The organism is Corallococcus sp. CA047B, assembly GCF_003612065.1.
Taxonomy (GTDB): domain Bacteria; phylum Myxococcota; class Myxococcia; order Myxococcales; family Myxococcaceae; genus Corallococcus; species Corallococcus praedator.
Window position 1 is genome coordinate 15,634 of sequence record NZ_RAWD01000027.1, and the last position, 26,396, is coordinate 42,029.

Genomic DNA, 26,396 nt, shown 5'->3' on the forward strand with positions numbered 1-26,396 from the left:
CCGACTTCCGGAGTCGTGCGCCGGGGGGGGTGGGTTGCAGGAACGCTTCAGCGCCTCCACGGGACGGCCCTCCCGTGGGGGCGTTGAAGCGGTGGTTGTCGCGCGGCTCAGCGCAGTCGTTCGAAGGCCTGGAGGCAGAACTCCGCGAAGGCGCGCACCTTCGCGGGGATGAGCCGGCGGTGGGGATAGACCAGGAAGATGCCGCGCCCGACCACCGGGGCGTCCGGGAGCAGGGACACCAGCGAGCCCGCGCGCAGGTCGTCCTGCACCAGATACACGGGCAGGTTGGCGATGCCCCGTCCCTGGAGGGCGGCCTGCCGCAGGATGAGGTTGTTGTTGGCCTGGAAGGGCCCGGACACGCGCAGGCCACGACGACCGCCCGGGCCTTCGAGCTGCCATTCCATGGGGGCCTGGCCGCGCTTGAAGACCAGGCAGTCCTGCGCCATCAGGTCGTCCGGGGTGCGCGGCGTCCCGCGCCGCTGGAGGTACGCGGGGCTCGCGCAGAGGATCCGCTGTTCGGGAGCCAGGCGCCGCACCACCAGCGTGCTGTCCTTCAGCTCATCCGCGATGCGGATCGCCACGTCGAACCCTTCCTCCACCAGGTCCACCAGCCGGTCACTGGCATCCAGGTCCACCTGCACGTCGGGGTGGGCGGCCTGGAACGCGGCGGCCATCGCGGCCACCTGGACTTCGCCCAGCACGGCGGGCACGGCGATGCGCAGCAGCCCCCGGGGCCGCTCGTCCAGGGCCGTCACCGACAGCGCGGCATCCTCCAGCTCCGACAGCACCCGGCGGCAGTGCTCGTAGAAGAGGCTGCCTGCCTCCGTGAGGCTCACGTGGTGCGTGGTCCGCCGCAGCAGGCGGGCCCCCAGGCGGGCCTCCAGGTGGGCCACCTGCTTGCTCACCGCGGAAGGCGTGAGGCCCAGTCGGCGGGCGGCCGCGGAGAAGCCTCCGTCCTCCACGGCGCGCACGAAGGCGTGCAGGGGCATCACCTCGTCGAACAGCAGGGGCGTCGTTCTTTTCCGCTGGGGCACAGGCGTCGTTCCTCGGGGCCACGTTCCCAATCCGGGCGTCGGGGCGCAAGAGAAGGGCCTCGGGACGCCCACCGCGTCTTCCCGGAGGAGAACCCATGCGAACGCTTCCCACCGAAACGCCCCACCTGTTCGGCCTCACCGACGGCGAGGCCGGTTACGCCCTGCTGCGCGTCACCCTGGGCCTCAATATCCTGCTGCACGGAGTCCTCCGACTGGTGGGCGGCCCCGGGGCCTTCGCCGACAGCCTGGTCAAGGCCTTCGCGGGCTCCCTGATGCCCACGGCGCTGGTGCGCCCCTTCGCGCTCGTGCTGCCCTTCGCGGAGACGCTCGTGGGCGCGCTGCTCCTGGTCGGCCTGCTGACGCGCCCCGTGCTCGCCGCCGGAGGGCTCCTGATGATGGCGCTTGTGTTCGGGACGGCGCTGCGCGGGGAGTGGGAGACGCTGAGCGTGCAGATGCTCTACGTCGGCTTCTACGCCGCGCTGCTGGGCACCGCCCGCTTCAACCGGCTGTCCCTGGACCGGCTGCGCCTGCCCGCCCCGGTCGCCACGTCCCATCCAGTGTCCTGAATCCCATCCCCTTCCCTGGAGCCCTCCATGAGCACCCGACGTCAATTCCTCTCACAGAGCGCCCTGGCCACTGGCGCGCTCGCCATGTCCCGCACCGCGAGCGCTGGCGCGCCGGAGGTTCCCACGCGCGGCAAGAAGGAGCAGACCGCCTCCACGAAGAAGGGCTTCTGGCCCGATGGGGCACGTCTGGCCATCTCCCTGTCGCTCCAGTTCGAATCCGGCGCACAGCCCGAGCGCGGCGCGAGCAGTCCGTTCCCGCCCATCGACCCGAAGTACCCCGACCTGCCCGCGGCCACCTGGTACGAGTACGGCGTGAAGGAGGGCATCCCGCGCCTGCTGGAGATGTTCGCGCGGCGGGGCATCCGGGTGACTTCGCACATGGTGGGGCAGGCGGTGGAGCGCACCCCCGCGCTGGCGAAGGAGATCGTGGAGCGGGGGCACGAGGCCGCCGCGCATGGCCAGACGTGGACGCCGCAGTTCTCCATGACGCCCGAGGAGGAGCGCGCCTCCTACGAGGCCAACGTGCGCGCCATCCAGCGCGCCACGGGACAGACGCCGGTGGGCTTCAATGCCTTCTGGATGCGGGGCACGCCCCGGACGCTGGAGATACTCCAGGACCTGGGCTTCCTGTATCACATTGACGACGTAAGCCGGGACGAGCCCTTCGTCGTGGACGTGCGGGGCAAGCCCTTCGCGGTGGTGCCCTACACGCTGGGCATGAACGACATCATCAACTTCGAGTCGCGCAACTACACCGCCGAGCAGTTCGCCAGCGAGCTCAAGAACGAGTTCGACGCGCTGTATGCCGAAGCGGGTGGGCGCCGCCGGATGATGTCCGTGAGCATGCACGACCGCATCTCCGGCAGGCCGGGGCGCGTGAAGATGCTGGAGGAGTTCATCCGCTACGCCCAGCGCCAGCCCGGGGTCTGGTTCGCGCGGAAGGATGAACTGGCGCGCTGGACGCTGGAGCAGGCCGGGACCTGAGGGCCACCAGCACTTCCCGCTAGGGAGCGTCCTCTTCCGCGTCGTCCCCGCCACCGGTGTCCTCGGATGCGCGGCCGAGCAACCGGTCCACCTCCTTGTGCGCGGCCTCCTCCTGGTCCGCGCTGATGCGGCGGTAGACCTTGAGCGCATGCACCACGCGGTGCGAGTGCTTCAACAGCGCGCTCGAACCGCTCGACGGTGAGCGCTTGCGCGGAGACGGCAACATCGAGGCGAGCACCGCGCCCTGGGCCACGGTGAGCTGGGACGCGGACACGCCGAAGTGCTCCCGCGCCCCGGCTTCAATGCCATACACGCCGTTCCCCCACTCCACGACGTTGAGGTACAGCGTGAGGATGCGCTGCTTGGTGAGCGCCTCCTCCAGCCGGTGGGCCAGCATCAGCTCCTTCGCCTTGCGCAACAGGCTGCGGTCCGTGGACAGCCAGAGGTTCTTCGCCAACTGCTGCGTCAGCGTGGACGCGCCCCGGCCCAGCTTCCCCTCCTCCACCGCCTGCCCCACCGCGCGCGCCAGCTCCACCGTGTCCACGCCGTCGTGCAGGTAGAAGCTCGCGTCCTCGGAGAGGAGCACCGCGTCCACCGCAGGCTTGGAGATGGCGGACAGGGGCACCCACTGCTGACGCCGGCGAGGCTTGCGTCCGGCCTCGCGCGCCTCTTCCGCCCGCTGCTCCATCAGCGCCGTCGTCTTCGGGTTCTCCTTCGCCAGCGGCCGCGCATCCGGCAGCGTGACGTACGCGTGCGCGATGACGACCAGCGCCACGAGCAGCAGCCCTCCCAATGCCCAACGTCCCCACCGCCGCCGCCGTGACGGCGCGGGCGGGACTTCCGGCGGCGATGGCGGAGAGGACACAGGCCCAGCGCTGGATGCGGGCGTCGCGCCAGAGACAGCGGACCCCGTGGACGCGGCGGAGGACTCCGAGCCGGGCTCGGAGTTCGGGGCTTCGGAAGGACCTTCGGCTTCGACCTTGGACATCGCCAGCCGTGTCTAGCGCCGGGCGCCCGTCGCGTCACCCTTCACGAGCTGGGCGGAGGCCAGCCGCTGCGGCTCGGGCGAGCGCCAGCGCTCGTCCACGGCGGCGAAGCCCGCCACCAGCTCTCCGGCCAGATAGCCGCGCGTCTTCTTCCCCTTGCGGCGCAGCCAGTCATTGACCACGCGGCCCTTCTCATCCCGGCGCGCTTCCGGCTGCTGGAGGTTGAAGCGCGAGCGCTTCACCAACCCACCGGACTTGTGCACGAACGTCACCGTGCCGTCCGCGCCCACCCGCTCCACGATGCCGATGTGCGTGAGCCCATCGTTGATGAGCCCATCGCGGTTGCGGTCGAACGTCTCCTTGAAGAACACCAGCGCCCCCGGCGTCGGCGCGTCCGTGAGCATGCCCAGCGCCTGCGCCTTGCGGTGGATCGCGGTGACGCCGTTCTCCTGCGGCATCACGTCGTCCGGCAGCAGGTCCAACCGCCGCTGCTGGAAGGCCAGCCGCGCCATCCCCGAGCAGTCGTCGTTCATCGTCGGATTCACCGACGCCAGCGTCGTCAGCCCCACCCAGGACTTCGCCCGCCACAGCGCCCGGTCCGCCAGCACCACCGGCGTGGCCCGCTTCGTCGCCGTCGCCTTGTTCGCGGCCTCGGCCGCGCCCCCCCACACCAGCGCGCTCACCAACGCGCCCACCCACACGCCTCGTCCCATGCGCTCGCGATAGAGCAATGGGCGTGCCCGGCCCACACGGGGCCCCACGTGTCCACCTCCAGACGGGCGGCCCCCGCAGCGCCTTCATGCGGTGGGCAAGGAAGTTCCCACCCACGGCAACGGCGCACCCTTCCCCTGGCGACGCGCTCCGGCAGCCGTTCAGTGCGTCGCTGGCGGAAGCGGCTCGGAAGGTTCCGATGCGGCGTTGTTCCACCGGGCCGAACCGCGCACCTTGAGCGTCCCCGGGGAGGACAGGATGTACAGATGCTCGTCATGGACGACGGGGGTGGACGGCCGCGCTCCCCTCGGCGGCGGGTCGCCGTAGGCATCGTCTGGCGCCCCGAGCGCCTCCGCGTCGTCCGGAACCATCAGGTCCGAGGTGGCGTCGTCCGGGTCGATCTGGGTGACGCGGTCGAGCCGGCGCTGCATCCTGTCGTGGTCATCATCATCGAAGGCCATGTCCGGCCCGCAGCCACGGCTGGCGCATCCCGGGCGGATCCCCGTCGAAGTCGGGGCCGGCCTCGGGACCTCCACGATCCGGCTGGGCCTGTTCGTCTCATGAAACCTGGAGCGCACCGCCGCCGACTTCGCCCGGGCCTCCATCGTGAACAGCAGGGGCAGGACCACCCCCAGCACCGCCCACTGCGCCACGGCCCCCGGCATCCGCGAGCGCGGGCCCGGCAGCACCTGCGTGCGCAGGCTCGCGAGGATGAACGCGGCGCCAATGGCCGTGCACAACGCGAGCGACACCACCGCGATGGCCTGCGTCGTCCAGGAGATGGAGGGCAGTTGCCAGAGCTGGTGCGTCGCCATGGCCATCCGCCGGGTGCGCTCGCCCCAGGCCGCCGCCGGCCCGGCCAGTCCATAGCCCACCGTGCAGGCCGCCACCCACACCACCGCGCCATGGGCCTCGCGCCGCAGCACGGACCACTGCGCCAGGCCCATCACCACGCCCAGGCCCACGGGCGCCATCGCCTGCGGCACCCCCAGGCTCATGGCCAGGGCCCGTGAACCGGCCAGCCCCACCGCGAGGCCCAGCGCCGTCGCCGTCACCCACCCGGAGGCCTGGAGGCCCGCCATCCGCAGCACGCGCGACTGCAGCACACCCAACAGCACGCCGGTCAGCGCGAGCAGGCCCCACTCGGCCAGCCGCCGCACCACCCCGGACTCCGCCACGGACAACGGCTTGAAGGCCAGCGCCCCCAGCAGCCACTCCAGCCCACTGACGGTGACGCCGGAGATCGCGTTCGCGAAGGACAACCCCAGCACGGTGACCAGCGCCAACAGGACCACGTGGAACAGACGGGAGACCATCCGCGCAGTCTGCGCGAGCGCCCCCCGGCAAGGCCACCCGCCCCCCTCCAGGGTGCTCGCCGGCCAACGAGCATGTCGCCCGGTGGAGGTGCACCGGGGCCGATGTACGGCCTTCCCCCAAGGGCGGGGATGGACGTCCCCCGGTGCGCTTCGCCTGCGACCCGCGGCTGTCCCCGGCCGAGCAGCGGCTCTACCGCCAGAGCGACGCCGTCACGGAGGTGCCGCTCCGGGCACCGGCCACGCTGCGGCCCCGGGTGGACGCGGTGGGATTCTTCCAGCGGGAGTCGAGCCTGTTCCGGCAGCTCTTGCCCCCCGGCGCCCGGGCCGGATCGCCGTGAAGCGGCGGACACTGGGAAATGGAGCACGAGCACAAGGCGCGGCCGGCGCTAGATTCGCGCCCCTATGGCGCATCCCACCGACGACAAGAACTTCCGCCTGCCCACCACCCTCCGTCCGCGCCGCTACACGGCGACGGTGACCCTGGACCTGGAGGGCCGCGCGTTCACGGGCGAAGAGCGCGTGGAGCTGGAGCTGTCCCAGCCCACGACGGAGATCATCCTCCACGCCAACGCACTGGAGCTGGGCGAGGTCACCTTCCGCTCTGGCAATGACACGCGCAAGCCCGCGTCCGCGCGCGTGATGCCGGTGAGCGAGACGGTGGTGTTCACCTTCGATGCGCCCCTGCCCGCGGGCGCCGCCACGCTGGACGTGCTGTGGACGGGGCACTTCTCCGACGGGTTGCGCGGCCTGTACGCGGCGGGTGCGGTGGCCGCGACGCAGTTCGAGGCCGCGGACGCCCGGCGCCTGTTCCCCTGTTTCGACGAGCCCGCCTTCAAGGCCCACTGGGCGCTCACGGTGCGCGTGCCCCCGGGCCACACGGTGCTGGGCAACGGCAAGGTGGTGAAGGACGAGGCGGACGGTGCGCTGCGCAAGGTGACGTTCCAGGAGACGGAGCTGCTCAGCAGCTACCTCATCGCGCTGGTGGTGGGCCCGCTCGTCGGCACGCCCGAGGAGAAGGCCGAAGGCGTGGCGGTGCGCACCTGGGCGCTGAAGGAGAAGGCGCACCTGGCGAAGTTCGGTCAGGACGCGGCCCTTCAAGTATTGCCCCGGCTGCAGGAGTACTTCGGGCTGCCGTATGCCTTTGGCAAGGTGGACCAGGTGGGCATCCCGGACTTCGAGGCGGGCGCGATGGAGAACGCCGGCCTCATCACCTACCGGGAGGTGGCGCTGCTGTTGGATCCGGCCACCGCGCCCCTGTCGGTGCAGAAGCGGGTGGCGGAGGTGGTGACGCACGAGCTGGCGCACCAGTGGTTCGGCAACTGGGTGACGATGGTGTGGTGGGACGACCTCTGGCTCAACGAGGCGTTCGCGACGTGGATGGCGTTCAAGATTGTGGACCAGTGGCGGCCGGAATGGCGCATGTGGCTGGACTTCGACGCGCACCGGGCGAGCGCCCTGGCGCTGGACGCGCTCAAGTCCACGCACCCCATCCACGGTGAGGTGCGCAACGCGGGCGAGGCGGGTGAGAGCTTCGACGCCATCACGTATGAGAAGGGCGGCGCGGTGCTGCGGATGATTGAGGGGTTCCTGGGCGAGGGACCCTTCCGCGAAGGCATCCGGCTGTACATGCGCAAGCACGCGCGTGCGAACGCGGTGAAGGACGACCTGTGGAACGCGCTGGGCGAGGCGGCGAAGCAGCCGGTGTCGGAGCTGGCCACGGCGTGGATTGGCCAGAGCGGCTTCCCGCTGGTGTCGGTGAAGGTGGAGGGGCGCAAGGTGGAGCTGACGCAGCGGCGCTTCTATTCGGAGCCGGGGGTGAAGAGCCCGGAGACGTGGCCGGTGCCCATGGTGCTGCGCTTCGAGGACGGCGCCGGGGTGCGTGAGCAGCGCGTGCTGTTCCGCGACGCGCGCACGACGGTGACGCTGGACGGCACGGGCGAGGTGAAGTGGCTGTGCGCCAACGGCGGCTCCACGGGCTTCTACCGGGTGGCGTACGAGAAGCCGGCGCTGGACAGGCTGGCGGCGAACCTGGGGACGCTGGCGCCGTCGGAGCGCATCTCGCTCCTGGCGGACACCTGGGCGCTGGTGCGCGCGGGGCAGGCGCCGGTGGCGGACCTGCTGGACCTGGCGGGGCGCTTCGGCGACGAGGAGGACGAGGCGGTGCTGGACGAGCTCGTCGGGCGGCTCGGGTACATCGAGAACCGGCTGACGGAGGGCGAGGACCAGGAGCGCTTCCGCCGGTGGGTGGAGTCGCTGCTCGGCGGCGGGCTGAAGAAGCTGGGCTGGCAGTCCTTGAAGGGAGAAGAGGACCGGGTGCGGCTGCGCCGGGCGGCGCTGGTGCGCGCGGTGGGTGGGCTGGCGCGCAGCCCGGAGACGCTGGCGGAGGCACGGCCGCTGGTGGCGAAGATGCTCCAGGGGGACAAGGCGGCGCTGGACGCGAACCTGCTGGACACGGCGGTGGGCATGGTGGCGCGGGCGGGGGACGCGGCGCTGTTCGACGAGCTGCTCAAGCGGATGCCGACGGAGCCGGATCCGGCGACGCAGCGTCGCTACCTGATGGCGCTCACGTCCTTCGAGGATCCGAAGCTGACGGAGCGGGCGCAGGCGCTGTTGTTCTCGGAGACGGTGAAGACGCAGGACGTGGCGAGCTTCGCGACGGGCCTGTTGGGCAACCGCACCGGGCGCGACGCGTGGTGGCGGCAGTTGCAGGCGCGCTGGAAGGACCTGGTCGCGCGCACGGGCGCGGCGCCCATGCTGCTGCGCCGGGTGGTGGAAGGCCTGGGCCTCTTGCGCACGCGCGATCACCTGGAGCAGGTGAAGGCCCTGCTCCAGGCGAACCCGGTCCCTGAGGCGCAGCAGGCCACGGCGCAGACGCTGGAGCGGCTGACGCAGGACGTGGCGCTGCGCGAGCGCGTGGCCCCGGAGGTCTCCGCGTGGCTGAAGCGGCGGCCGTGATGATATCCGGCAGCCCATGAAGACCACGCTCACGCCCGAACGCTCCGCCGCCTCCCGCGAGGCCCTGCGCCGCGCCAACACGGCGTTCGCCCGCGTGTACCCGGGCGAATCCTCGCAGCGACAGCCGGTGCACACCGTGTACGGCGGCGCCCACCTCTTCCGTGCCAACACGGCGCGGAAGATGGGCGACCTCGCCCTCGCGTCCCTGCGCGACCACGCGCCCGACGGCGCGCACCTCGCCCATGGTCTGGGCCTGCCCCAGCGCGGCGGCTTCGCCCAGCGCGTCTACGCCCGCGTCGTGGACAAGCTGGAGCGCGAGCCCGTGGAGGACTTCCGCCTGGACTTCGAGGACGGCTACGGCCACCGCCCCGACGCCGAGGAGGACGCCCACGCGCTCTCCGCCGCGCAGGAGGTCGCTCGCGGCCTGGAGCAGGGCACCCTGCCCCCGTTCATCGGCATCCGCGTGAAGTCCTTCACCGAGGAGCTGTACGCCCGCTCCTCCCGCACCCTGGACCTCTTCGTCACCGCCCTGCTGGAGCACACCGGCGGCAGGCTCCCACCGTCCTTCGTCGTCACACTGCCCAAGGTCACCGTGCCCGAACAGGTGACCGCCCTGGCACACCTGCTGTCGGAGCTGGAGTCCGCTCACGGCCTGCCCTCCGGCGCGCTGATGCTGGAGCTGATGGTGGAGACCCCCCAGGCCCTCTTCGACTCCCGCGGCCGGCCCCATCTGCTCTCCCTCGTGGAGGCTGGCGAGGGCCGCTGCTCCCACGTGCACCTGGGCGCCTACGACTACACCGCCGCCCTCAACGTCAGCGCGCACGTGCAGGGCATGCTCCACCCCGCCTGTGACTTCCTGCGCGACACCGTGCAGGTGCTCCTCGCCGGCACCGGCGTGCGCCTGTCCGACGGCGCCACCACCGTCATGCCCGTGGGCCCGCACCGCAAGCAGGGCGACACCCCGCTGCTGCCCACCCAGCAGCGCGAGAACACCGACGCCGTGCACCGCGCGTGGCAGCTGGCCTACCGCAACACGCGCCACTCGCTGGAGCGCGCGTACTACCAGGGCTGGGACCTGCACCCCGCCCAGATTCCCGTGCGCTACGCCGCCGTCTACGCCTTCTTCCTGGAGGGCCTGGAGCCGTCGTCCCAGCGCCTCAAGGCGTTCGTGGACAAGGCCGCCCAGGCCACGATGCTCGGAGGCGTGTTCGACGACGCCGCCACCGGCCAGGGCCTGCTCAACTTCTTCCTGCGCGGCCTCGCGTGCGGCGCCCTCACCGAGGAAGAGGTCCGCGCCACCGGCCTGACGCTGGAGGAGCTGCACGGCCGCTCCTTCCGCGCCATCGTCCAGGCCCGCGCGGCCCCGTCACGCTGACGCCCGAGGCTCGGGGGGCTCCGGAGGCCGTCCCACCGCGCCCCGGTGCCCCAGCCACTCGCGCGCCACGGCCACGTCCACCGCGAGGATGCCCAAGAGGAACAGCCACGGCCCGGGCCTCGCCGACAGGCCCGTCAACGCCCAGAAGGTGATGAGCCCGGCGAGCACCGGCGCCACCCCCGTGGGCACCGCCTGACGCGCACGCCGCACCGACGCCAGCACGCCCAGCGCCAGCAACCCCAGCACCACGCCCGTCGCGCCCATCCGGCCCCGACCGCTCGCGCCTCCGCGCGTGGAGGGGAACACCAGCGTGTTGAACTTCCATTGAGGGTCGTCGTGGATCTCCCGACCGAAGTTGTCGTCAATCGTGATGGTGCGCTCGCGCTGCAGATAGGCCGTGGGCACCAGCGAACCGGACCACGCGCTCCACGGCAGCAGCAGGCCCAGCGCGCACGCGGCCACGCCCGCGAACACCCACCGCTTCAGCCGCACCTCCGCCGGACGCCGGGGCAGCTCCTCCTGCGCCGCGGATGACGCCCGGAACGAGCGCCACTGCACGGAGCCCACCACCAGCGCCGCCAGCACCCACAAGAGGGCGGCCACGCCCAACCCCAGTGACAGGAACGCCTGCGTCACGGTGAGCGCGGTGAACATCGGCAGGAACGCCGGATGCGCGGCCCACCCGACCACCGGCTTGAGCGCGTCCGGCAGCGGCCTGCCCGCGGCGCTCCACTCGCGCGCGCCCAGCATCCCGGCCGCCACCAGCATCAACGCCGCCCACGGCAGGTCCAGGCCCCCGCCGACAAAGGGCAGCACCGGCACCAACACCGCGGCCGACACCAGCCCCGCGCCAAGCAGCGGCAGCGAGCCCCCGGGCAGTCGCTCGCGCAGCCGGGGGTCGTCCAGCACGCCCTGCACCGCGCGGCCCGCCGAGTCCACGGCCCGCTGCGCCTTCTGGGCCACGTCATCCATCACCGGCGACTCCGGCGCGTCCCCGGCCCGCGTCACGGTCCGACCACAGTGCGGACACGTCCGCGACGGCGGGTCTTCAGGCAGCGGCTGACCACAGTGCGGGCAGGACATGGCGCGGAGTCCTCCTCGAAGGCGAACAGGAGCGCGAAAGCCTACACCGCGCCCCTGGTGCTTCCCTGAATCATGGCGACGGGGTCAGGGCTTCGCGCCGCGCGCATGCACGACCGCTTCCAGCCGGGACAGGCTGCGCTTCAGCTCCGCCATCTCCGCCTTGAGCGTGTCCACCTCCGCGCTCTTCGCATGCAGCTCCTGCGTGCGCCGCGCCAGCGCCTGGATGGCCACCATGTTCACCCCGTCGATGTCGAGCAGCCCGATGCTCTTGTCATCCGTCCCCAGGCCGAAGGCCGCGCGGAAGTCCTGCGCCACCGGATCCGCGTCACCCCACGGCCGCACCTACCAGAGCATGTCCTGGTCCTCACTGACGCCCGGGACGTTGGACAGCGCCAGCTCACGGCCGCCCACGCGCACCGTGCCCTCGAAGAAGCCCACGGGCTGGGCGAAGTGGCTCACGATGAGGCGCAGGTTGCGCTCCTCGCGGTGCACGTAGATGGGCTTGAAGCGCAGGTCCACCGCGCCGTCGTCCGTCGTCATGCGCCAGGGGTCGAGCAGCTCCTTCGCGTTGTATTCGAAGCGCGCGCGGCCCACCGGGTAGAGCTTGTCTCCCAGCCAGATGGCGTTCTCGTTGGCCTCGGTGGCGCCCTCGTTGAAGCCCTCCACCAGGTTGATGCCCACGGGCGTGCCGTCCGGCAGCCGGCCCGCCGCGAAGGCCCATCTCCAGGCGGTGTGCCGCGCCAGATAGCCCTGCGTGTAGTCCATGCCGCCCACGCCGCCATCCAACCGGAAGCGCTTGCCGCCCGCCTCCAGGCTGCCGAAGGCCAACAGGCCACTGCGCTTCTGGGTGACGTTCACCAGCCCGTCGCCCGCCACCGGCGCGATGACGGTGAGCGCCGGAGGGCCGCCCGCCACCAGCAGCTCGCCCTTCCACTGGAAGGTCTGGAGCGACTGCGTGCGCATGCGGCTGACGTCGACCTCCACCTGATAGCGCTCGTCGGCTTCACCGCGCTTGACGGACATCTTGCCGCCCAGCGTGCGGAACGCCGCCGTCAGGCCCGCGCCCGGACGGTCGCTCACCTCCGCGAGCGGCCCGGGCACGCCCAGGAAGCTCACGTCGCACAGGGGCTTCTTCTCCTGCAGGTCCACCGCCACCGCGAAGGCGTTGGCCGTGTAGCCCAGGTCCACCACCGCGAAGAGCGCCGCCACCTCCTGCGTGGCGACGAAGGTGTAGTGCCAGCGCTTGCGCTTGAGCAGGCGCGTGGTGCGCCCCGGGGCCCACTTCCCCAGCAGGCGGGGCAGGTCCACTTCGGGCAGTTCACCCTGGTACGTCCCGAACCGAGGCTCCCCTTGCGAGGAGGCCACCGAAGTCGGGGCGAGGGGCAGGAGGGCATCGACTTCTCGCTCGGGCGTCATCACGGGTCATTGGACGGCACTTCGCCGCGCCTGTCACGCGCTCCGGAAGGACAACCGGCGCCCTGGCGACACTCGCGGCGGCGGCCTGCCGCCACCCGCCTGCCTGCTAGCTCCTGCCGAAGATGATGCGCTCCTGGGACAACAGCCGCGTGGTGAAGCGCAGGGCCAGCGCCGCCACCACCAGGCACGACAGGAGCGCGAGCAGGAAGGGCACCGGCCCCAATGTTTCACCGCGCATCACCTCCGCGGCGAGCATCTCCTGCCCCAGCACCGGCACCGCGAACATCCACGTCTGCGTCTGGATGGGCGACAGGGCCAGCAGCATCCCCGGCAGCGTGGGCAGCACCATCAGGAGCGACAGGTACGTCTGCGCTTCCTTGAAGGACCGTGCGTACGTGGACACCCACATCTGCACCGCGGACGCGGCGAGCACCAGCGGCAGCACCGCCGCCAGCATCCCCAGCGCGGCCTGCGCGTCGAACCGGGCCCGCACACCCAGGTCCTCCAGCGGCACGCGCTTCACCACCAGGAAGTATCCCAAGAGACACAACATCACGCCCGTGGCCGCCATCGCGCACGTGGCCAGCCACTTGCCCGCCACCACCGCGCCGCGCGGGGCGGGGTTGAGCAGCAGGGGCTCCAGCGAGCCGCGCTCGCGCTCCCCCGCCATGGTGTCGCTGGCCAGCTGCATGCCGCCCGCGAACGCTGCCATCACCAGGAACAGCGGGATGGTGGTGAGCACCGTGGCCGCGGTCTTCTCCGGGGTGGACAGGTCCAGCTCGTCCACGCGCACGGGCACCGCCAGCTCCGGCGCCACGCCGCGCGCGAACAGGCGCTGACTGCCCGTCTGCTGCGAATACACCGCCAGCATCCGCTGCGCGCGCTGCACCGACTGGCGCGCCTTGTTGCGCGAGCTGTCCACCACCAGCCGCACCGCGGCGGTGTGCCCTTCGGCGAAGTCCTGCGCGTAGTCGTCCGGCACCACCAGCACCAGGTCCAGCTTGCCGGCCTGCACCAGCGCCTCGTAGTCCGTGGGCGCTTCCGAAAGCTTCGCGCCGTAGCGCTCCAGGAAGGCCATCAGGCTGGGCGCGTGCTCGCGGCCCACCACCGGCATCTCCAGCGGCCGGTCCTGCCGGTACCAGGAGGCCATCACGTTGAACATCACCAGGAACACGAGCGGGCCCAGCAACGGAAACATCAGCGCGGAGCCCAGCGTGCGCCGGTCGCGCAGGTGGTCGTGAACTTCCTTGCGCAGCACCGTCCCGACCAGCCGCCTCATTCGCGCAACCCCTGCTCGCTGCCAATCACGCTCACGAAGGCTTCCTCCAGGCTGTCCTTGCCGGTGCTCGCGCGCAGCGCGTCCGCCGTCCCGTCCGCCACCACCCGCCCCCGCGCCACCACCACGATGCGGTCGCACAGCGCGGCCACCTCCTGCATCACGTGGCTGGAGAACACCACGCAGCAGCCCTGCGCCTTGAGCTTGCGCAACAGCGTGCGCACCGACCGCGTGGCCATCACGTCCAGCCCGTTGGTGGGCTCGTCCAAGAGCACGTTGCGGGGCCCGTGCACCAGCGCGCGCGCCAGCGCCACCTTCACGCGCTCGCCCTGGCTGAAGCCCTCCGTGCGCCGGTCCGCGATGTCCTTCATGTCCAGCAGCTCCACCAGCTCCTCCACGCGCGCATCCAACGCGGCACCGGACAGCCCATGCAGCTCCCCGAAGTACCGGGCGTGCTCGCGCGCGGTGAGGCGCGGGTAGAGGCCGCGCGCATCCGGCAGCACGCCCAGCGCGCGCCGGGCCTTCTCCGGATCCTTCGCCACGTCCACGCCGTCCACGGTGGCGGTGCCACTGTCGGGGCGGATGAGCGTGTAGAGCATGCGCAGCGTCGTCGTCTTGCCAGCGCCGTTGGGGCCCAGCAGGCCGGTGATGACGCCGTCCTCCGCGGTGAACGTCACGTCCTCCACCGCCGTCACCTTGCCGAACTGCTTGTGCAGGTTCCTGGCTTCAATCATGGGCGCACGGACTTCCTGACCTACGGCACGGGGCCGGCGAAGGAGGTGAAGAAGGGCGGGCGCTTCAGGCCCTTTCCACAGTCGGGCGTGAGGCCCTCCACGCTGCCGCGCGTGAGCACCTCCGCCATCAGCGAGCGCGCGCAGTCCGCGCCCACCGTGTTGTGTCCCAGCCCCGGCACCACCACGTGCAGGCTGTGCGACAGCGTCCGCTTCGCCTCTTCACCCCAGGGCGGCGGCGTCACCGGATCCAGCTCGCCCGACAGCAGCAGCGTGGGGATGTCCGACACCACCGGCTCGCGGAAGCTCTTCGGCACGGTGGAGGAAGGCCACTGCGCGCACGCCTTCTTCACATCCAGCGCCATGCGCGAGCCGAACCAGGTGCCCTTCGCCTCGCGCTCGGCGTCCTCCGCCGTGAAGAAGGGCGCGTCCTCCGCGCACACCACCGCCAGGAACATGCCCCGGCTGGTGGTGCGCGCCACTTCATCCGTGAGGCCCAGCGACAGCGCGACGAAGGTCGTCCAGTCGTCCTTCGACGCGCGGTCCAGCATCAGCGGAACCAGCGACGCGACGTCCGGGCTGTAGAGCAGCGCGAACAGCTCCGCCGTGAAGACGCGCCGGGTGAGCACGAAGTCCTCCGCCACGCCCGTGCGCGGATGGGGCAGGCGCACCTTCGCGGGGGCGGCGTCCAGCTTCGCGAGCAGCGCCTCCGTGCGCGCTCTCAGGTCCGGGTACGCCGTCGCGCAGACGGTGTCCTTCGTGCACGCCTCCAGCAGCAGGTCCAGGGCGCGCTGCCCGTCGCGCGCGGCGTACAGCGGCAGGTACTGCCCCATGGGGGCGACACCATCCAGGATGGCGGTGCGCACGCGGTCCGGGTGCTGGCGCATGTACACCAGCGCCGCGCGCGTCCCGTAGGAGATGCCCCACAGGTTCACCTTCGCGTAGCCCAGCGCCTCGCGCACGTCGTCCAGGTCGTCCATCGCGATGGACGTGGTGTAGAGCCGCTCGTCCGCGTCCCAGCCCTTGCGGCACTGAGGCAGCACGTCCGCGTCCTCGCGGTCCGCGAAGCGCTCCGCCAGCGACACGCGCGAGGGATTGAGCGCGTCGCAGTCCAGCGGGTGCGAGTCCCCCGTGCCGCGCTGGTCCACGAAGATGATGTCGCGCTGACGGCGGATCCGCTCCAGCGCGGGAAGGATGCGCGTGCGTGAGGCCGCCTGTCCGGGCCCACCGGCCAGGAAGACCAGCGGATCCTCCTTCGGCTGCGACGCGAGCGCGGGCACCACCACCACGCGCAGGGAAATCTTCCGCCCCTTCGCGGCGGCCCGGTCCTCGAAGACCTCCAGCGTGCCGCACAGCGTCTGCGCCGCCACGCCGTCCAGGCGGCACGGCTTCATGGCCATGCGCCGCACCGCGCCAGAGGCCGAGCCAGTGGCTCCCGGGGCCTCCGTGGGGGCCCCGCTGGAGGGACGGGAGCAGGCGGCCAGCGTCAGCAGCACCGTCAGCGCGAGCGGCGCCCACGGTCCACGCGGGGGCCCGGCGGGCGCTCCCGGAGAGGTGGCGAGGGGGTGAGAGAAGATGCCACCTGTCACGGCGGGCCAACCTCCGGGCGCGGGGGAGTCCCTGGCCGCATACCATTGGTGTGCGGAAGGTGCACCCTCGCGCCGAAGGCCCGGTCCTGAACGCGATTGAATCCCGCGCGGCCAGGGTGCGTCCTCTGCTACGCCCATGCCCATGAAGAATCGCGCGTTCCTGGTTTTGTTCGCCCTGTCCATCACCATGCTCAGCGGCTGCGCCGCGCTCCAGAGCCTGCTCAACGGCGCCTTCAAGAAGCCCACGATGAAGTTCAAGACGGCGCGGCTGGCGAATGCGTCGCTGTCGGATGCCACGGTGGACCTGGTGTACGAGGTGGACAACCCCAACAGCCTGGGCCTGAAGCTGGCGTCGGTGGACTACGCCTTCTTCGTGGAGGGCAAGCAGCTGGTGGCGGGCAAGCCGAAGAACGGCATGAACCTCAAGTCCAACGGCAAGAGCGAGCTGGTGTTCCCGGCCAACGTGAAGTTCGCGGACATCGCGCCGGTGGTGACCACGTTCCTCAACAAGGACGCGGCGGCCTTCAAGGCCCAGGGCACGCTGGGCATCCAGACGCCGCTGGGCGTGCTGAAGTTCCCGCTGGAGAAGGAGGGCACGTTCCCCGTGCCCAAGATTCCCCAGGTGCAGTTCCAGTCCCCGCGCATCACCAACATCACGCTGAGTGGGGCCACGGTGGAGTTCCCCCTGGCCATCACCAACCGCAACAGCTTCCCCCTGCCGGTGGCGGGCATCACCGGCGCCCTCAAGGTGGCGGGCGCCAACGTGGGCACCCTGTCCACGGGCAACCTGGGCATGCTGGATGGCAGCGGGACCAAGCAGGTGACGCTGCCCCTGACCATCAACTTCGCGAGCGCGGCGTCGGCGGCCATGGCCCTGCGCTCGGGCGGCAACGCGCAGGTGAGCATGACGGGCAACCTGACGTCGGACGCTCAGTCCGTACCGCTGAACCTGAGCCAGCTCGTCAACTTCACCAAGAAGTAGGCAGGCACCCGTTCCCTGGGGGCCTTCCCCTTCGCGGGCGGGGGGCTTCCAGGGGAGCAGGCGGTGCGCGGGACACCGGGGATGTTGTCCCCGGCCCTGGGAGCCGTTACGGTTGCCCCGCTCCAGAGGGCCCCCCGCCATGCGCCGCATCCTCTTCAAGTCCAAGATCCACCGCGCGACGGTGACCCAGGCCGACCTCGACTATGAGGGTTCGGTGACCATTGACCGGGACCTGCTCCAGGCCGCGGACATCCTCCCGTTCGAGAAGGTCGCGGTGTGGAACGTCACGCGCGGCACCCGCCTGGAGACGTACGCCCTGGAGGGTGAGTCCGGCAGCGGCGTCATCTGCATCAACGGCGCCGCCGCGCACCTCAACCAGCCGGGCGACCTGGTCATCCTGGCCACCTTCGCGGAGGTCGAGGAGGCGGAGCTGGCCAACTGGAAGCCCACGGTGGTGTTCGTGGACGGCAAGAACCGGGCGGTTCCCGGCATCACCGAGGAAATCCCCGGACCCGCGCGCCGTATCGCCTGAGGACGGACCCGGGGCCGGCTCCTTTTGCCGGCCTCCGCCCCGTCTGCCATGCTCCCCGCCCTTTCCTGTAGGCGTAGGGGCGCGGGCATCCCCCCGTCCCGGAGGTGGTGGCGCGATGAGGTGGACGTGGGCGGGCCTGCTGGCCCTGGCGTGCGTGGGTGCGGGCTGCAGGTCGGTGGGCTACCAGAAGGACCCCAACGACGAGGACGCGATGTCCTCGAACGTGCCGGTCTTCCCCGCGCCCCAGAAGAACCGCTGCGTCGCGCTGGGCAAGGCCTCCGTGCGCAGCGGGTGTGACGACGCGCTCTACCTGGCCAGTGAGTACACGCGGCGCCTGTCGGTGGGCGACGAGGTGTGCCTGGAGGGAGGCTTCGGCGAGGAGCCGGGCGCGGCGTGCAAGGCGCGCGCGTCGGTCATCGACACGGGGCCCGACCGGGTGAAGGTGGAGATCCGCCAGGCGCGGCCGGACTCGCGCTGGTTCCAGTCGGAGATGCGGCACGCCTGGTACGAGGAAGGCGCGCTGGTGGACCTGTACCTGGCCGAGCGGGGTTACTAGACGACGGGCCGCGAGCGCGGCCCAAGGAGGAGGACATGGCCTTCTACGACGGCGTGACGGAGCGGCTGGGCTTCATGAAGAAGCTCACCCCCGCGGAGCTGAAGAAGCTGGGCGCGATGCGCCTGTCGGACCTCATCCAGCAGGAGGTGGGGCGGGCCAAGGTGCGCGTGGCGGCGCTGGAGAAGCGCTACCCGTCCGCGAGCACCAAGGAGCTGGCGCAGCGGCTGGTGGATGAGAAGAAGAGCCTGGCCAGCATGGTGGGCGGGGTGAGCGGCGTGTTCGGCCTCATCTCCCTGCCGGCGGACCTGGTGTTCATGGCCTACCTGCAGATCATCCTGCTCACCGACCTGGCCACGCTCTACAAGGCGAACCTCAAGACGGACCGCGCGCGCGGAGAGCTGCTGGACCTGTTCGGCTACGCGAACGGGCTGGGGCCGCTGCACCGCTCCGGACCCAAGGTGCTGGGGAAGCTGGCCGCGCTGCTGCTCGCCAAGGGCGGCATGAACACGCTGGGCCGGGCCATGCCGCTGGTCGCCGCGCCCATCACCGCGTACCTCAACAACCAGCACATCCAGATGGTGGGCGAGCAGGCCGTGCGCTTCTACGAAGGCTTCGACAAGGCGCACGCCAAGGCGCGGACCGCGAAGCGCAGGGCGGCGAGCGGGGACTGAGCCCCGGGCGCGGCGTTACATCCCGACGTCGCGCCAAGGACGTCAGAGCCCGTCCTTGAGGCGCTGCAAGTGCGCCCTCTCAATCCAATCAAGTGCCCTGGACGCCTCCTCGCCCACGGTGCCGACCCACCCCGGCGCCGGGGTCTGATCCGCCAACATCTCCTTCAGCACCGGAACGAGCGGGAGATGCCCGGTCGCGCCAAGCGTATTGACAGCACAGTAGCGAACCTCGGGGGAGGGGTCCTTCAGGGCCATGAGCAACGCTTCAACCGCGACCTCAGCCTCCCTCGAATCCATCTTCACTTCATGGAACATGTAGGACAGGCCCTCCGCGGCCTGTCCCCGTACCTTGGGTGCCTCCCGCGGGTCCGCGAGGATGCGGACCATGAGGTCCCACGTCCTGAGATCGGCGTGCCACGAGAGCGCATAGAGAATCCCATGCCTTGCATCCACATGACTCGCCACATCCAGCAACTCGAGCAGTCTCGATGTGGTCGACTTATCCGCCGACAGGGCCTTGGCCGCTGGAACGATGACACTGCGGTCTGGCCCCTGAATGTCCTTCAGCGCGGACTCGCGCTGCTCTTCCGACAGCGGTTCAGACCGTGCCATTTGAATTCCAGTTGTAGTTCCTGAAGAGAGTGCTTTTGGACCAGAGATGGACACACCAGCGCGGAGCACCTCACCGACGCATGGTCTCCTGCGCCCTGTAGAGAGGGGCCAGAACAGTGGAGTTGCCCTCGTCAAAACGGCTTCCTTCCCTCGTACGCTGCCCAGATTGTTCGCTGCGTAGGGAAGTCCCGCACAGCGTTCTCCACGCTGTTGAAGATCAGCGATTGAGTTCCATGCGCTCTCTCCACTTCTTTGAGGAGCATCCCGAGGCTGCGGTTGAGTGGCTTGAACTGCTCGAACATCGCCAACCCCCTTTGCTGGAAGCATTCCCCAAGGGGGCCCCTAGCGGACCTACCCAGGGCGAACGAACCGTATTCCCACCACCTTGGTCTGCAACTCGCCTCCTCCAACTCGGCACCACTGACTACCGTGGGCAGGGCATGGGCAAATTACGGGCAACCACATCGCCCCTTTTCACCCCCCGAGGAGGAATGGAGCGCCCCGGGCCCTTTCACGAACTGAAAATCACCGTGTCCGACCCGACCGATATGTCCGTCACGTATCCACGTTGAGTCTCATGCGGGCCAAAGCCCGCGAAAACCCCAGGGCGGGACTGGCGTGGCCGGATGCTGGCCCATCCTCGGGATGGAGGGGTGGATGACGACGGAGCTCTCGGTGGATGTGCGTGTGCAGGTGGCGCGCTGGCGGAACCTCCTTGTCGACGCGGCCCGTTGCGGCGCCCTGGCCAGCCCCCTGGCGTCCCTGCCACATCCTCGCTGGGAGCCCTTGGAGCTCCAGGCCCTGTGGTGGCTGCGCGCGGAGTGTCTGCTGCCGGTGGGCGAGCTGGCCCATCGCCTGGGGGGACTCGCCATGCCCCGCTTGAGCCGGCTGGTGGACCGTCTGGAAGAGGGGGGACTCGTGCGCCGCGAACGTTCGGTGCGGCATGACCGCCGGCGCGTGCGCGTGCGCCTCACCGACGCGGGCCGCGCGGTCGCGGAGGAGACGGATGCGCTGGTGCAGGAGCGCATGGCGCGGCTGCTGGCCCCGCTTCAGGGCGAGACGCGCAGCGCCTTGATGGACGTCCTGGAGCTGTGGGTCGAAGCGCTCGGCGCCCAGGCGCGCGCCTCCGAAGAAGAGGAAGAGGACGGCACCACGCCGCCCCTCGTCGCCGACGAGGTTCTAACGGCCTCCGCCGCCTGACCACGGCCCTCGGGCCTACAGCTTCACCTCGATGACGCCCGAGCGACGGCACGCCTCCACACCGTCGCCCTCCCAGGCCGGAAGGCCCTCCGCCTGCACCTCCACCGGGAGCAGGTCGGAGCGCACCGGCCCCAGGGGCCACCGTCCATCCGTGCGGGTCTCTCCGCGCACGGGCGGCATCGAGCGGTCTCCACCACCCGCCGTCACGAGCGCCCCGACCACGGGACGCCCTTCGTGCGTGACGCGCACCTCGCAGGAAGGGGCCGGGGTCTCTTCCGCCGTGAGTTTCACCTCGACGTCCGCGTCGTCCGCGCCCGCACGCGCCTCCGTGCTCGGGCGCAGCGCATACGGTGAGGACGCGGTCAGCACCCGGTATGCGCCGGGCTCCAACAGGGACACCGCGACGTCGTCCTTCTCGGGGATGAACTCCTGCGTGGGCACATCGCTCCAGGCGCCTCGGGCATCCCGACGCTGGAGCAGGTACACCGGATAGGGGATCTGCGCCTGCGCTTGAAGCTGCGCTCGCGTGAAGCCATCCATCCGCAACACCAGCCACCGGTACACCGGCATGCGCCACACCACCTCCACCGTCCCGGCCATCTCCGCCGTGGGCGTGAAGGTGAACTCCGAATGCGACGGCGCCACCGGCCGCCCCGACTCCGCTTCCTCCCGCCACACCGTGAAGCGCGATGCACGCCAGGCCGGCACGTCCGGCACCGTGAAGCGCCCCTCCGCGTCCACCGCCACCTCCCGGCCCTCCTCCGTGCGCAACACCGCCGGCCCCGCGGGCCGTGACGTCTGGCCCAGCAGCACCCGACCCCGCAGGGTGACCGCGCGGCCCACGCCTTCGGGGAACAGCCGCGCCACATCCAGCGTCACCGTGCCCACGGTGCCCTCGCGCAGCGGCACCTCCACCGGCCCCCCTTCCCTCCCCGACGGCGCGCGCAGCCACAAGCGCACCGCCCGGTCCGGAGGCAGCGGCGCCAGCACCGTGTCGCCATCCTTCACGAGCGGCACCGGCAGCCCGTCCTGGAGCGCCACCATCAACTCCGGCGCCACCAACCGCAGCACCACCAGCAGGGCACTGGCCCGCTCCGCGTCCGCCGGATCCACGTCGCGCTCGATGCGCACGGAGAACGTCCCCGCCTCATCCCTCGCACCGGTCAATCGCACGCGCACGCCCGTGGGCCGCGTCGCCCGCAGCACGCCCGCGTCCAGCGTCCCTGACTCCGGGGGCGAGGCCGGCACGTGGTCCCCCCACCAGAACGTCCCGTCCGGCTCGAACGCGACCAACTGGTAGCGCGGCGCCGGATGTACCTCCACCGGCCCCAGCACACCGCCCTGCGCGGAAGCAGTGACGGGCGCGGTCACCCATCCGCGCACGTTGGCCAGGTCCTCCAGTCGCGAAGGCCCCGCGTGCCCCCCCCGCGCCTGCCCCTGCTTCCACCACCGCAGGTCCTCGTCGGTGATGAACGCCGCGCCCACGCGCGCCTCTCCAACGAACGGATGCGCGCCCTCCAGCGTCGCCCGCAACCACAAGCCCGCGTCCGCCGCCTCCCGCGTCTCCACGGGAGGAACGACATCGCGCACGCCCGCGTCCGCGACCTCCACGGACGCGGACGGCACCGGGGCCACCAGCGGTTCGGGCTTCCGGGGCGCCGCCCACCACGCGGCGAGGAGCACCGCGCCCAGGAGCACCCCGGACAGGACCTGCTTCCAGCGCATCCGGCGTCAGTCCGTGTCGCTGCTGGAGTACAGGGACAGCCACACCGGCGCGTGATCTGACAAGCGGGTGACGTAGTCCTGCGTGTTCCCGATGTAGTCGCGGCCCGCGCTGGAGAACTCCGTCACGTAGGTGTCCTGCACCCAGAAGTGGTCATACGCGTTGGCGAAGCCCCCGGTCGAGTTCAGCGTCGTGGGCGTGTCCAGCTTGCACGTCACCGCGGGCGACACGGCCTTCAGCTCGCTCCAGGAGGCATGGGTGCAGGCCATGTTGTGGTCGCCCACCAGGATGACGTCCTGGTCGGTGCCGCTCGCGGACTGCACGGACGCGAACACCGCGTCGATGGCCTGCGCCTCCAGCTTGCGGTCCGCCGCCACGCCCCACACCGTGTGCCAGTTGAGGAACGTGTAGTCCGCGCCCGTGGGCACGTGGCGCACCTTCACCACCTGCGGCTCGCGCTCGAACAGGTCCCCCGTGTCGTTCCACACCGTGGAGGACAGCAGCGACACCGTGTCCGCCCGGTACAGCACCGCGTACGACTCCTTGTAGGACGAACGCCCGATGAGCGGCGTCACCGCCGCCGTCCACGTCACCCCCGACACCTGCGTCAGGTTCTGCGCGACGGCCTGCGCCGCCGCCGTGTTCATCACCTCCTGGAGGAACACCAGGTCCACGCCGTTGTTCGACGTGCTGCTCGAACCGAACTGGTTCCACAACTGCTGCGCGTCCTCCAGGTAGCTCTGCTCGGCCGCCCATCCCTCGTGGCGGAGGTTCCAGCTCACCACCCGAAGGTAGGAGGCCGCCTGCGACAACGCGGGGAGCACCAGCACGGTCAACATCAGCACACGCGACAAGAAGGACGACCCTCTCATACGACGGCACCTCGGGCCTGCGGGAAAGACAGCACCCCATCTTCCGCAAGCCCGGCCTCCAGGGACAGCAAACCTTTGTGGAAACGAGGTCACGTCCACCCCGTGACCCTTCCCTACCCAGGAGGCCATCCCATAAATGCAACTTGATTGCATATGGATCTTGATGGCATCTATTGCGGGCCCCTGGCTGGAAGGCGAGGCGGCTCGCGCACCGCCACCGGTGCGCCCTGAGGGGACCCATGAACCGCATCGTCTGGAGCGTCGGAGGCACAGGGGTGGTGCTGTCGTGTCTGGCGCTCGGCTGGCTCCAGCGCCCCGTGGAAGTTTCCGCCGACGCGGTCCCTGCCCTCCCCGCCGTCACGCGTCCGACACCCGTGAAGCCCGCCCCACGCCCCGTGACCGTCGTCCAGCCCGCGACAGTGCGGGAGGCCTCGCCCGCCGCATCCCGGGCTGAGCTGGAGCCTCCCCCGGAGGCATTCCTGGACGCGGCGCTGAAGGTCCAGGGGCCGCCCCAGCCGGAGCTGCGCGACCGCGCACGCCGCGCCCTGCCGGACACGCGCGTGCGGCTGGTGAAGGCCCTGCGCGCGGACCATGCGAGCCCCCAGGCCCGCCGCGACGCGGTGCTCGCCGAACTCACGGCGTCCGGTGACAGCGAGGAGCCGTGGACGCAGGACGCTCGCGCCGCGCTGGATTCGTGGCACGAGCGCATCCGCCGGGACGTGCGGCCCGTCCAGGCGGAAGCCGCCCACTGCTACGCCGCGGGCTGCGTGTCGCGCGTCACCTTCCCGGACGAGGCGTCCTTTCGTGACGCCTGGGAACGCGCGGCCCGCCTCTCCCCCAGCGCGCACAGCGCCCACCTCCAGCTCCCGCCCGAACACCTGCCTTCGGGCGAGGTGCGCGTCCCGTGGCTCGTCCTGCGCCCGGACCGCTCCTGAGCCCTGCCCTCACACCCCGCAGCACCCATCCCAAGGAGCCCCCCATGAAGAAGCACCTGTCCACCCATGCCCTCGTCGCCGCCAGCGCGGTCTTCCTCCTCGCCGGTTGCGGCGCCACCGAGGAGCGGACGCCGCAAGCCGAAGCCCCCATCACCCAGCAGTCGGAGCTGCTCGCCGCCTGCCAGGACACGGAGGAGCTGGAGGAGGTCGCCGAGCACTCCTGCGTCCACGCCGAATACGGCCCCTTCGAGTCCGTCACCGCGGCGCCCCTCGGCGGTCCGTCCTTCGTGGACGTGAGCGTCGGGCACACCGCGTACAACGTCACCCTCCCGGCCATCACCTACAAGAACTGGACGCTGGGCTACGCGGGCTCCGTCATCTTCACGCCCGAGGAGTCCAACGAGTTCGCCCTCCTCACCTCCGGCCACCGCGCCGTCCGCATCGTCAACGCGGCCACGAATGAGGAAGTCGGCCTGGAGTGCCGCTACGAGGTCCCGCAAGAGGTCTGCGGCACCCTGCGCACCGCCGTCACCGCAGACCTGGAGGGTGGCATCGACTACCGCGTGGACTTCGCGGCCGTCGTCCCCCAGGCCGCCACCTTCCTGCTCGTCATCGAGGAGACGGCACACGAAGGCCACGAGGAGTAACCCCTCCACGGGCGTCTGAAAGAAGGCCCGGGACCGCCTCCGCGCGGCCGGGCCTTCCCGACATCCTAAAACTTCTGTATCTCAATTGCATCTACATCCAGACTCCAACCAGGAAGTCCTCCCATGCGCATCCCGTTCCGTGCCCTCCTCCTGGCCGGCAGCATCGCGGCGTTGACCGCCTGCGGAGGCGACGACGCCGGACCCGACGGCGGCACGCCGCAGGAGCAGACCGACCCGTGCAAGCCGAACGGGCACATCCACCGGGAGCCGGAGGGCGACTGGTGTCACTGCGACCGGGGCTCCCTGGCCAGCGAGCAGGGCCTGTCGTGCGTGCCGGACCCGGACTACGTCCCGCGCGAGGGCTTCGACTTCGGGGACAACGGCGAGCACGCCTGCTTCCACGTCGCGAATGGTCCCTTCTCCACCGTCACCGCATCCCCCGACCGGCAGCCGCGCGTGGACGACTTCCACACGCACTACACCGTGAAGTTGCGACAGGAGGGCGGCCAGTCCGTGGGCACGTTCAACTTCAAGGCGTGGGCCACTGGTGACTTCGTCCTCTACCTGAGCACCCCGGAGCTCGCCGTCACCGTGAAGGAAGGCGAGCGCGTCATCGAGCCCGTCGCCGCCCAGGCCACCGGTCCCTTCTGTGAAGGCCTGAAGCAGATGGTCGGCTACGAGCTGACCGACAAGGTCCAGTACACCGTCACCTTCGGACCCACCGCGCTCACCGAACTCGGACTCGTCATCGAACACCTCCAGTGACCCGGGCCTGGAATCACCCGGGACACTATTGCAACTGAGTTACCTTTACGGCATGACTCAGAGTACCGGGCGCACCGGCGGCTTGAAGCCGCATGGCACCCCGCGCCCGGCATCCCGAAAGGAACACCCCCATGATGAAGACGAAGCGCATCGCGCTGAGCGCGCTGTTGTCGCTCGGCCTGGTGGCCTGCGGCCCGATGGAAGAGCCGGAGTCCACGTTCGAGGCCCAGGACTCGCAGGAGCTGGAGGCCGGCTGCACGTCGCTGGGCACGGGCATCACCACGCATGCGTGCGCCCACGCTGGCAACCCCACGGACCACGTGGCCATCACGGCGAGCGCCACGCGCACCACCAGCGCGCCCGCCATCAGCACGAAGCACAAGGCCTATGACCTCGCGCTGCCGTCCGGCGCGGAGGGTTCGGTGACGTACGTGCCGGCGACGACCGGCTCCTACGCGTTCTACCGGACGCAGAGCGTGCCCATCACCGTCGTCAACGGCAGCACCAGCGCCACGGTGGCCTCCGCGCTGACGCACGCCGTGTCGGCCTCCGGCTGCTCGCTCGTGTCCGTGTCCGTGTACGACCTGACGGCGGGCACGACGTACATCGTCGCGACGGGCCCGGCGACGGGCAATGCCATCACGGTGGTGCCGGAGTTCCTCAACGACACGCGCACCCGCTACTACCAGGACGCGGACGGCGACGGGTACGGCAACAACACCACCTCCGTCCTGACCGCGTGCACGCCGCCCTCCGGCTACACGACGCAGCGCTTTGACTGCAACGACACGCCGGGCTCGGGCGCCAGCGTCAACCCGGGCGCCGCTGAAATCTGTGGCAACGGCATCGACGACAACTGCGACGGGTCGCAGTGCTAGC

Annotated in this window: 27 protein-coding genes; 14 read left to right on the forward strand and 13 right to left on the reverse strand. The window is 70.8% G+C overall.

Going from position 1 to position 26,396, the window contains the following annotated elements:
• Window positions 1–107: 107 nt before the first annotated feature.
• Entirely contained in the window at window positions 108–1,034 is a 927-nt protein-coding gene (locus D7X74_RS07140) for a LysR family transcriptional regulator (protein ID WP_199732707.1), read from the reverse strand.
• A gap of 95 nt (window positions 1,035–1,129) precedes the next feature.
• Between D7X74_RS07140 and D7X74_RS07145 the strand changes: the two genes are divergently transcribed.
• On the forward strand, window positions 1,130–1,600 hold the full coding sequence (locus tag D7X74_RS07145; RefSeq protein WP_120532170.1) for a DoxX family membrane protein: 471 nt from the start codon (window positions 1,130–1,132) through the stop codon (window positions 1,598–1,600).
• A 27-nt stretch (window positions 1,601–1,627) separates the two neighbouring features.
• The gene (locus tag D7X74_RS07150; RefSeq protein ID WP_120532171.1) at window positions 1,628–2,584 is read left to right on the forward strand and encodes a polysaccharide deacetylase family protein; all 957 of its coding nucleotides are present in this window, start codon (window positions 1,628–1,630) and stop codon (window positions 2,582–2,584) included.
• Window positions 2,585–2,603: 19 nt separating this feature from the next.
• Here the strand turns inward: D7X74_RS07150 and D7X74_RS07155 are convergent, their stop codons facing one another.
• The 3 genes from D7X74_RS07155 to D7X74_RS42945 form a co-directional block, all read right to left on the reverse strand.
• On the reverse strand, window positions 2,604–3,359 hold the full coding sequence (locus D7X74_RS07155) for a transglycosylase domain-containing protein (protein WP_370450722.1): 756 nt from the start codon (window positions 3,357–3,359) through the stop codon (window positions 2,604–2,606).
• A 225-nt stretch (window positions 3,360–3,584) separates the two neighbouring features.
• Complete coding sequence (locus D7X74_RS07160; RefSeq protein WP_147444233.1) at window positions 3,585–4,331, reverse strand: CHAP domain-containing protein; 747 nt, start codon at window positions 4,329–4,331, stop codon at window positions 3,585–3,587.
• A gap of 111 nt (window positions 4,332–4,442) precedes the next feature.
• Complete coding sequence (locus D7X74_RS42945; protein ID WP_158622194.1) at window positions 4,443–5,597, reverse strand: hypothetical protein; 1,155 nt, start codon at window positions 5,595–5,597, stop codon at window positions 4,443–4,445.
• Window positions 5,598–5,740: 143 nt separating this feature from the next.
• On the opposite strand from D7X74_RS42945, the gene D7X74_RS07170 reads away from it, so the two are divergent.
• The 3 genes from D7X74_RS07170 (at window position 5,741) to D7X74_RS07180 (ending at window position 9,927) form a co-directional block, all read left to right on the forward strand.
• Window positions 5,741–5,935, forward strand: a complete 195-nt coding sequence (locus tag D7X74_RS07170) for a hypothetical protein (RefSeq protein ID WP_120532174.1) — start codon at window positions 5,741–5,743, stop codon at window positions 5,933–5,935.
• A gap of 64 nt (window positions 5,936–5,999) precedes the next feature.
• Window positions 6,000–8,552 carry a M1 family metallopeptidase gene (locus tag D7X74_RS07175; protein ID WP_120532175.1) on the forward strand — a complete coding sequence of 851 codons (2,553 nt, stop codon included), beginning with the start codon at window positions 6,000–6,002 and terminating at the stop codon, window positions 8,550–8,552.
• Window positions 8,553–8,568: 16 nt separating this feature from the next.
• Window positions 8,569–9,927 carry a phosphoenolpyruvate kinase gene (locus tag D7X74_RS07180; RefSeq protein WP_120532176.1) on the forward strand — a complete coding sequence of 453 codons (1,359 nt, stop codon included), beginning with the start codon at window positions 8,569–8,571 and terminating at the stop codon, window positions 9,925–9,927.
• On the opposite strand, the gene D7X74_RS07185 is transcribed toward D7X74_RS07180, so the two are convergent.
• The 6 genes from D7X74_RS07185 to D7X74_RS07210 all read right to left on the reverse strand — a co-directional run bounded on the left by D7X74_RS07185 (window position 9,919) and on the right by D7X74_RS07210 (window position 16,022).
• Window positions 9,919–11,010, reverse strand: coding sequence for a zinc ribbon domain-containing protein (locus tag D7X74_RS07185; RefSeq protein ID WP_147446488.1), 1,092 nt, complete (start codon window positions 11,008–11,010; stop codon window positions 9,919–9,921). The genes D7X74_RS07180 and D7X74_RS07185 overlap by 9 nt on opposite strands.
• A gap of 84 nt (window positions 11,011–11,094) precedes the next feature.
• Window positions 11,095–11,352 carry a hypothetical protein gene (locus D7X74_RS07190; protein ID WP_199741782.1) on the reverse strand — a complete coding sequence of 86 codons (258 nt, stop codon included), beginning with the start codon at window positions 11,350–11,352 and terminating at the stop codon, window positions 11,095–11,097.
• Complete coding sequence (locus D7X74_RS07195; protein ID WP_120532178.1) at window positions 11,353–12,426, reverse strand: DUF2804 domain-containing protein; 1,074 nt, start codon at window positions 12,424–12,426, stop codon at window positions 11,353–11,355. It lies immediately after the preceding gene.
• 106 nt (window positions 12,427–12,532) lie between these two features.
• Window positions 12,533–13,705, reverse strand: coding sequence for an ABC transporter permease (locus D7X74_RS07200; RefSeq protein WP_120532179.1), 1,173 nt, complete (start codon window positions 13,703–13,705; stop codon window positions 12,533–12,535).
• Entirely contained in the window at window positions 13,702–14,436 is a 735-nt protein-coding gene (locus tag D7X74_RS07205; protein ID WP_120532180.1) for an ATP-binding cassette domain-containing protein, read from the reverse strand. Before D7X74_RS07205 ends, D7X74_RS07200 begins: the two co-directional genes overlap by 4 nt.
• Window positions 14,437–14,456: 20 nt before the next feature.
• A complete protein-coding gene (locus D7X74_RS07210) occupies window positions 14,457–16,022 on the reverse strand; it encodes an alpha/beta hydrolase (RefSeq protein WP_370450723.1) in 1,566 nt (521 codons plus the stop codon).
• A 136-nt stretch (window positions 16,023–16,158) separates the two neighbouring features.
• On the opposite strand from D7X74_RS07210, the gene D7X74_RS07215 reads away from it, so the two are divergent.
• The 4 genes from D7X74_RS07215 (at window position 16,159) to D7X74_RS07230 (ending at window position 18,763) form a co-directional block, all read left to right on the forward strand.
• Window positions 16,159–17,004: an LEA type 2 family protein gene (locus tag D7X74_RS07215; protein WP_120532181.1), complete on the forward strand. Its 846-nt coding sequence runs from the start codon at window positions 16,159–16,161 to the stop codon at window positions 17,002–17,004.
• Window positions 17,005–17,143: 139 nt separating this feature from the next.
• Window positions 17,144–17,536, forward strand: coding sequence for an aspartate 1-decarboxylase (gene panD, locus D7X74_RS07220; protein ID WP_120532182.1), 393 nt, complete (start codon window positions 17,144–17,146; stop codon window positions 17,534–17,536).
• A gap of 115 nt (window positions 17,537–17,651) precedes the next feature.
• Complete coding sequence (locus D7X74_RS07225) at window positions 17,652–18,092, forward strand: hypothetical protein (RefSeq protein WP_120532183.1); 441 nt, start codon at window positions 17,652–17,654, stop codon at window positions 18,090–18,092.
• Between the two features lie 35 nt (window positions 18,093–18,127).
• Window positions 18,128–18,763 carry an EcsC family protein gene (locus D7X74_RS07230; protein WP_120532184.1) on the forward strand — a complete coding sequence of 212 codons (636 nt, stop codon included), beginning with the start codon at window positions 18,128–18,130 and terminating at the stop codon, window positions 18,761–18,763.
• 42 nt (window positions 18,764–18,805) lie between these two features.
• On the opposite strand, the gene D7X74_RS07235 is transcribed toward D7X74_RS07230, so the two are convergent.
• On the reverse strand, window positions 18,806–19,375 hold the full coding sequence (locus D7X74_RS07235) for a HEAT repeat domain-containing protein (RefSeq protein WP_199741783.1): 570 nt from the start codon (window positions 19,373–19,375) through the stop codon (window positions 18,806–18,808).
• A 657-nt stretch (window positions 19,376–20,032) separates the two neighbouring features.
• Between D7X74_RS07235 and D7X74_RS07240 the strand changes: the two genes are divergently transcribed.
• On the forward strand, window positions 20,033–20,575 hold the full coding sequence (locus tag D7X74_RS07240; protein ID WP_199741784.1) for a MarR family winged helix-turn-helix transcriptional regulator: 543 nt from the start codon (window positions 20,033–20,035) through the stop codon (window positions 20,573–20,575).
• Between the two features lie 15 nt (window positions 20,576–20,590).
• Here the strand turns inward: D7X74_RS07240 and D7X74_RS07245 are convergent, their stop codons facing one another.
• Together D7X74_RS07245 and D7X74_RS07250 are read right to left on the reverse strand one after the other, a co-directional pair.
• Complete coding sequence (locus tag D7X74_RS07245; RefSeq protein WP_120532186.1) at window positions 20,591–22,300, reverse strand: carboxypeptidase regulatory-like domain-containing protein; 1,710 nt, start codon at window positions 22,298–22,300, stop codon at window positions 20,591–20,593.
• A 6-nt stretch (window positions 22,301–22,306) separates the two neighbouring features.
• Entirely contained in the window at window positions 22,307–23,143 is an 837-nt protein-coding gene (locus D7X74_RS07250) for an endonuclease/exonuclease/phosphatase family protein (RefSeq protein WP_233602005.1), read from the reverse strand.
• Between the two features lie 266 nt (window positions 23,144–23,409).
• Between D7X74_RS07250 and D7X74_RS07255 the strand changes: the two genes are divergently transcribed.
• The 4 genes from D7X74_RS07255 to D7X74_RS07270 all read left to right on the forward strand — a co-directional run bounded on the left by D7X74_RS07255 (window position 23,410) and on the right by D7X74_RS07270 (window position 26,395).
• Window positions 23,410–24,105 (forward strand): hypothetical protein, encoded by a 696-nt coding sequence (locus D7X74_RS07255; protein ID WP_120532188.1) that lies wholly within the window; start codon window positions 23,410–23,412, stop codon window positions 24,103–24,105.
• 44 nt (window positions 24,106–24,149) lie between these two features.
• On the forward strand, window positions 24,150–24,752 hold the full coding sequence (locus D7X74_RS07260; RefSeq protein ID WP_233595370.1) for a hypothetical protein: 603 nt from the start codon (window positions 24,150–24,152) through the stop codon (window positions 24,750–24,752).
• 123 nt (window positions 24,753–24,875) lie between these two features.
• Window positions 24,876–25,517 carry a hypothetical protein gene (locus D7X74_RS07265; RefSeq protein ID WP_120532189.1) on the forward strand — a complete coding sequence of 214 codons (642 nt, stop codon included), beginning with the start codon at window positions 24,876–24,878 and terminating at the stop codon, window positions 25,515–25,517.
• A 131-nt stretch (window positions 25,518–25,648) separates the two neighbouring features.
• On the forward strand, window positions 25,649–26,395 hold the full coding sequence (locus D7X74_RS07270; protein WP_120532190.1) for a putative metal-binding motif-containing protein: 747 nt from the start codon (window positions 25,649–25,651) through the stop codon (window positions 26,393–26,395).
• Window position 26,396: the final 1 nt, after the last annotated feature.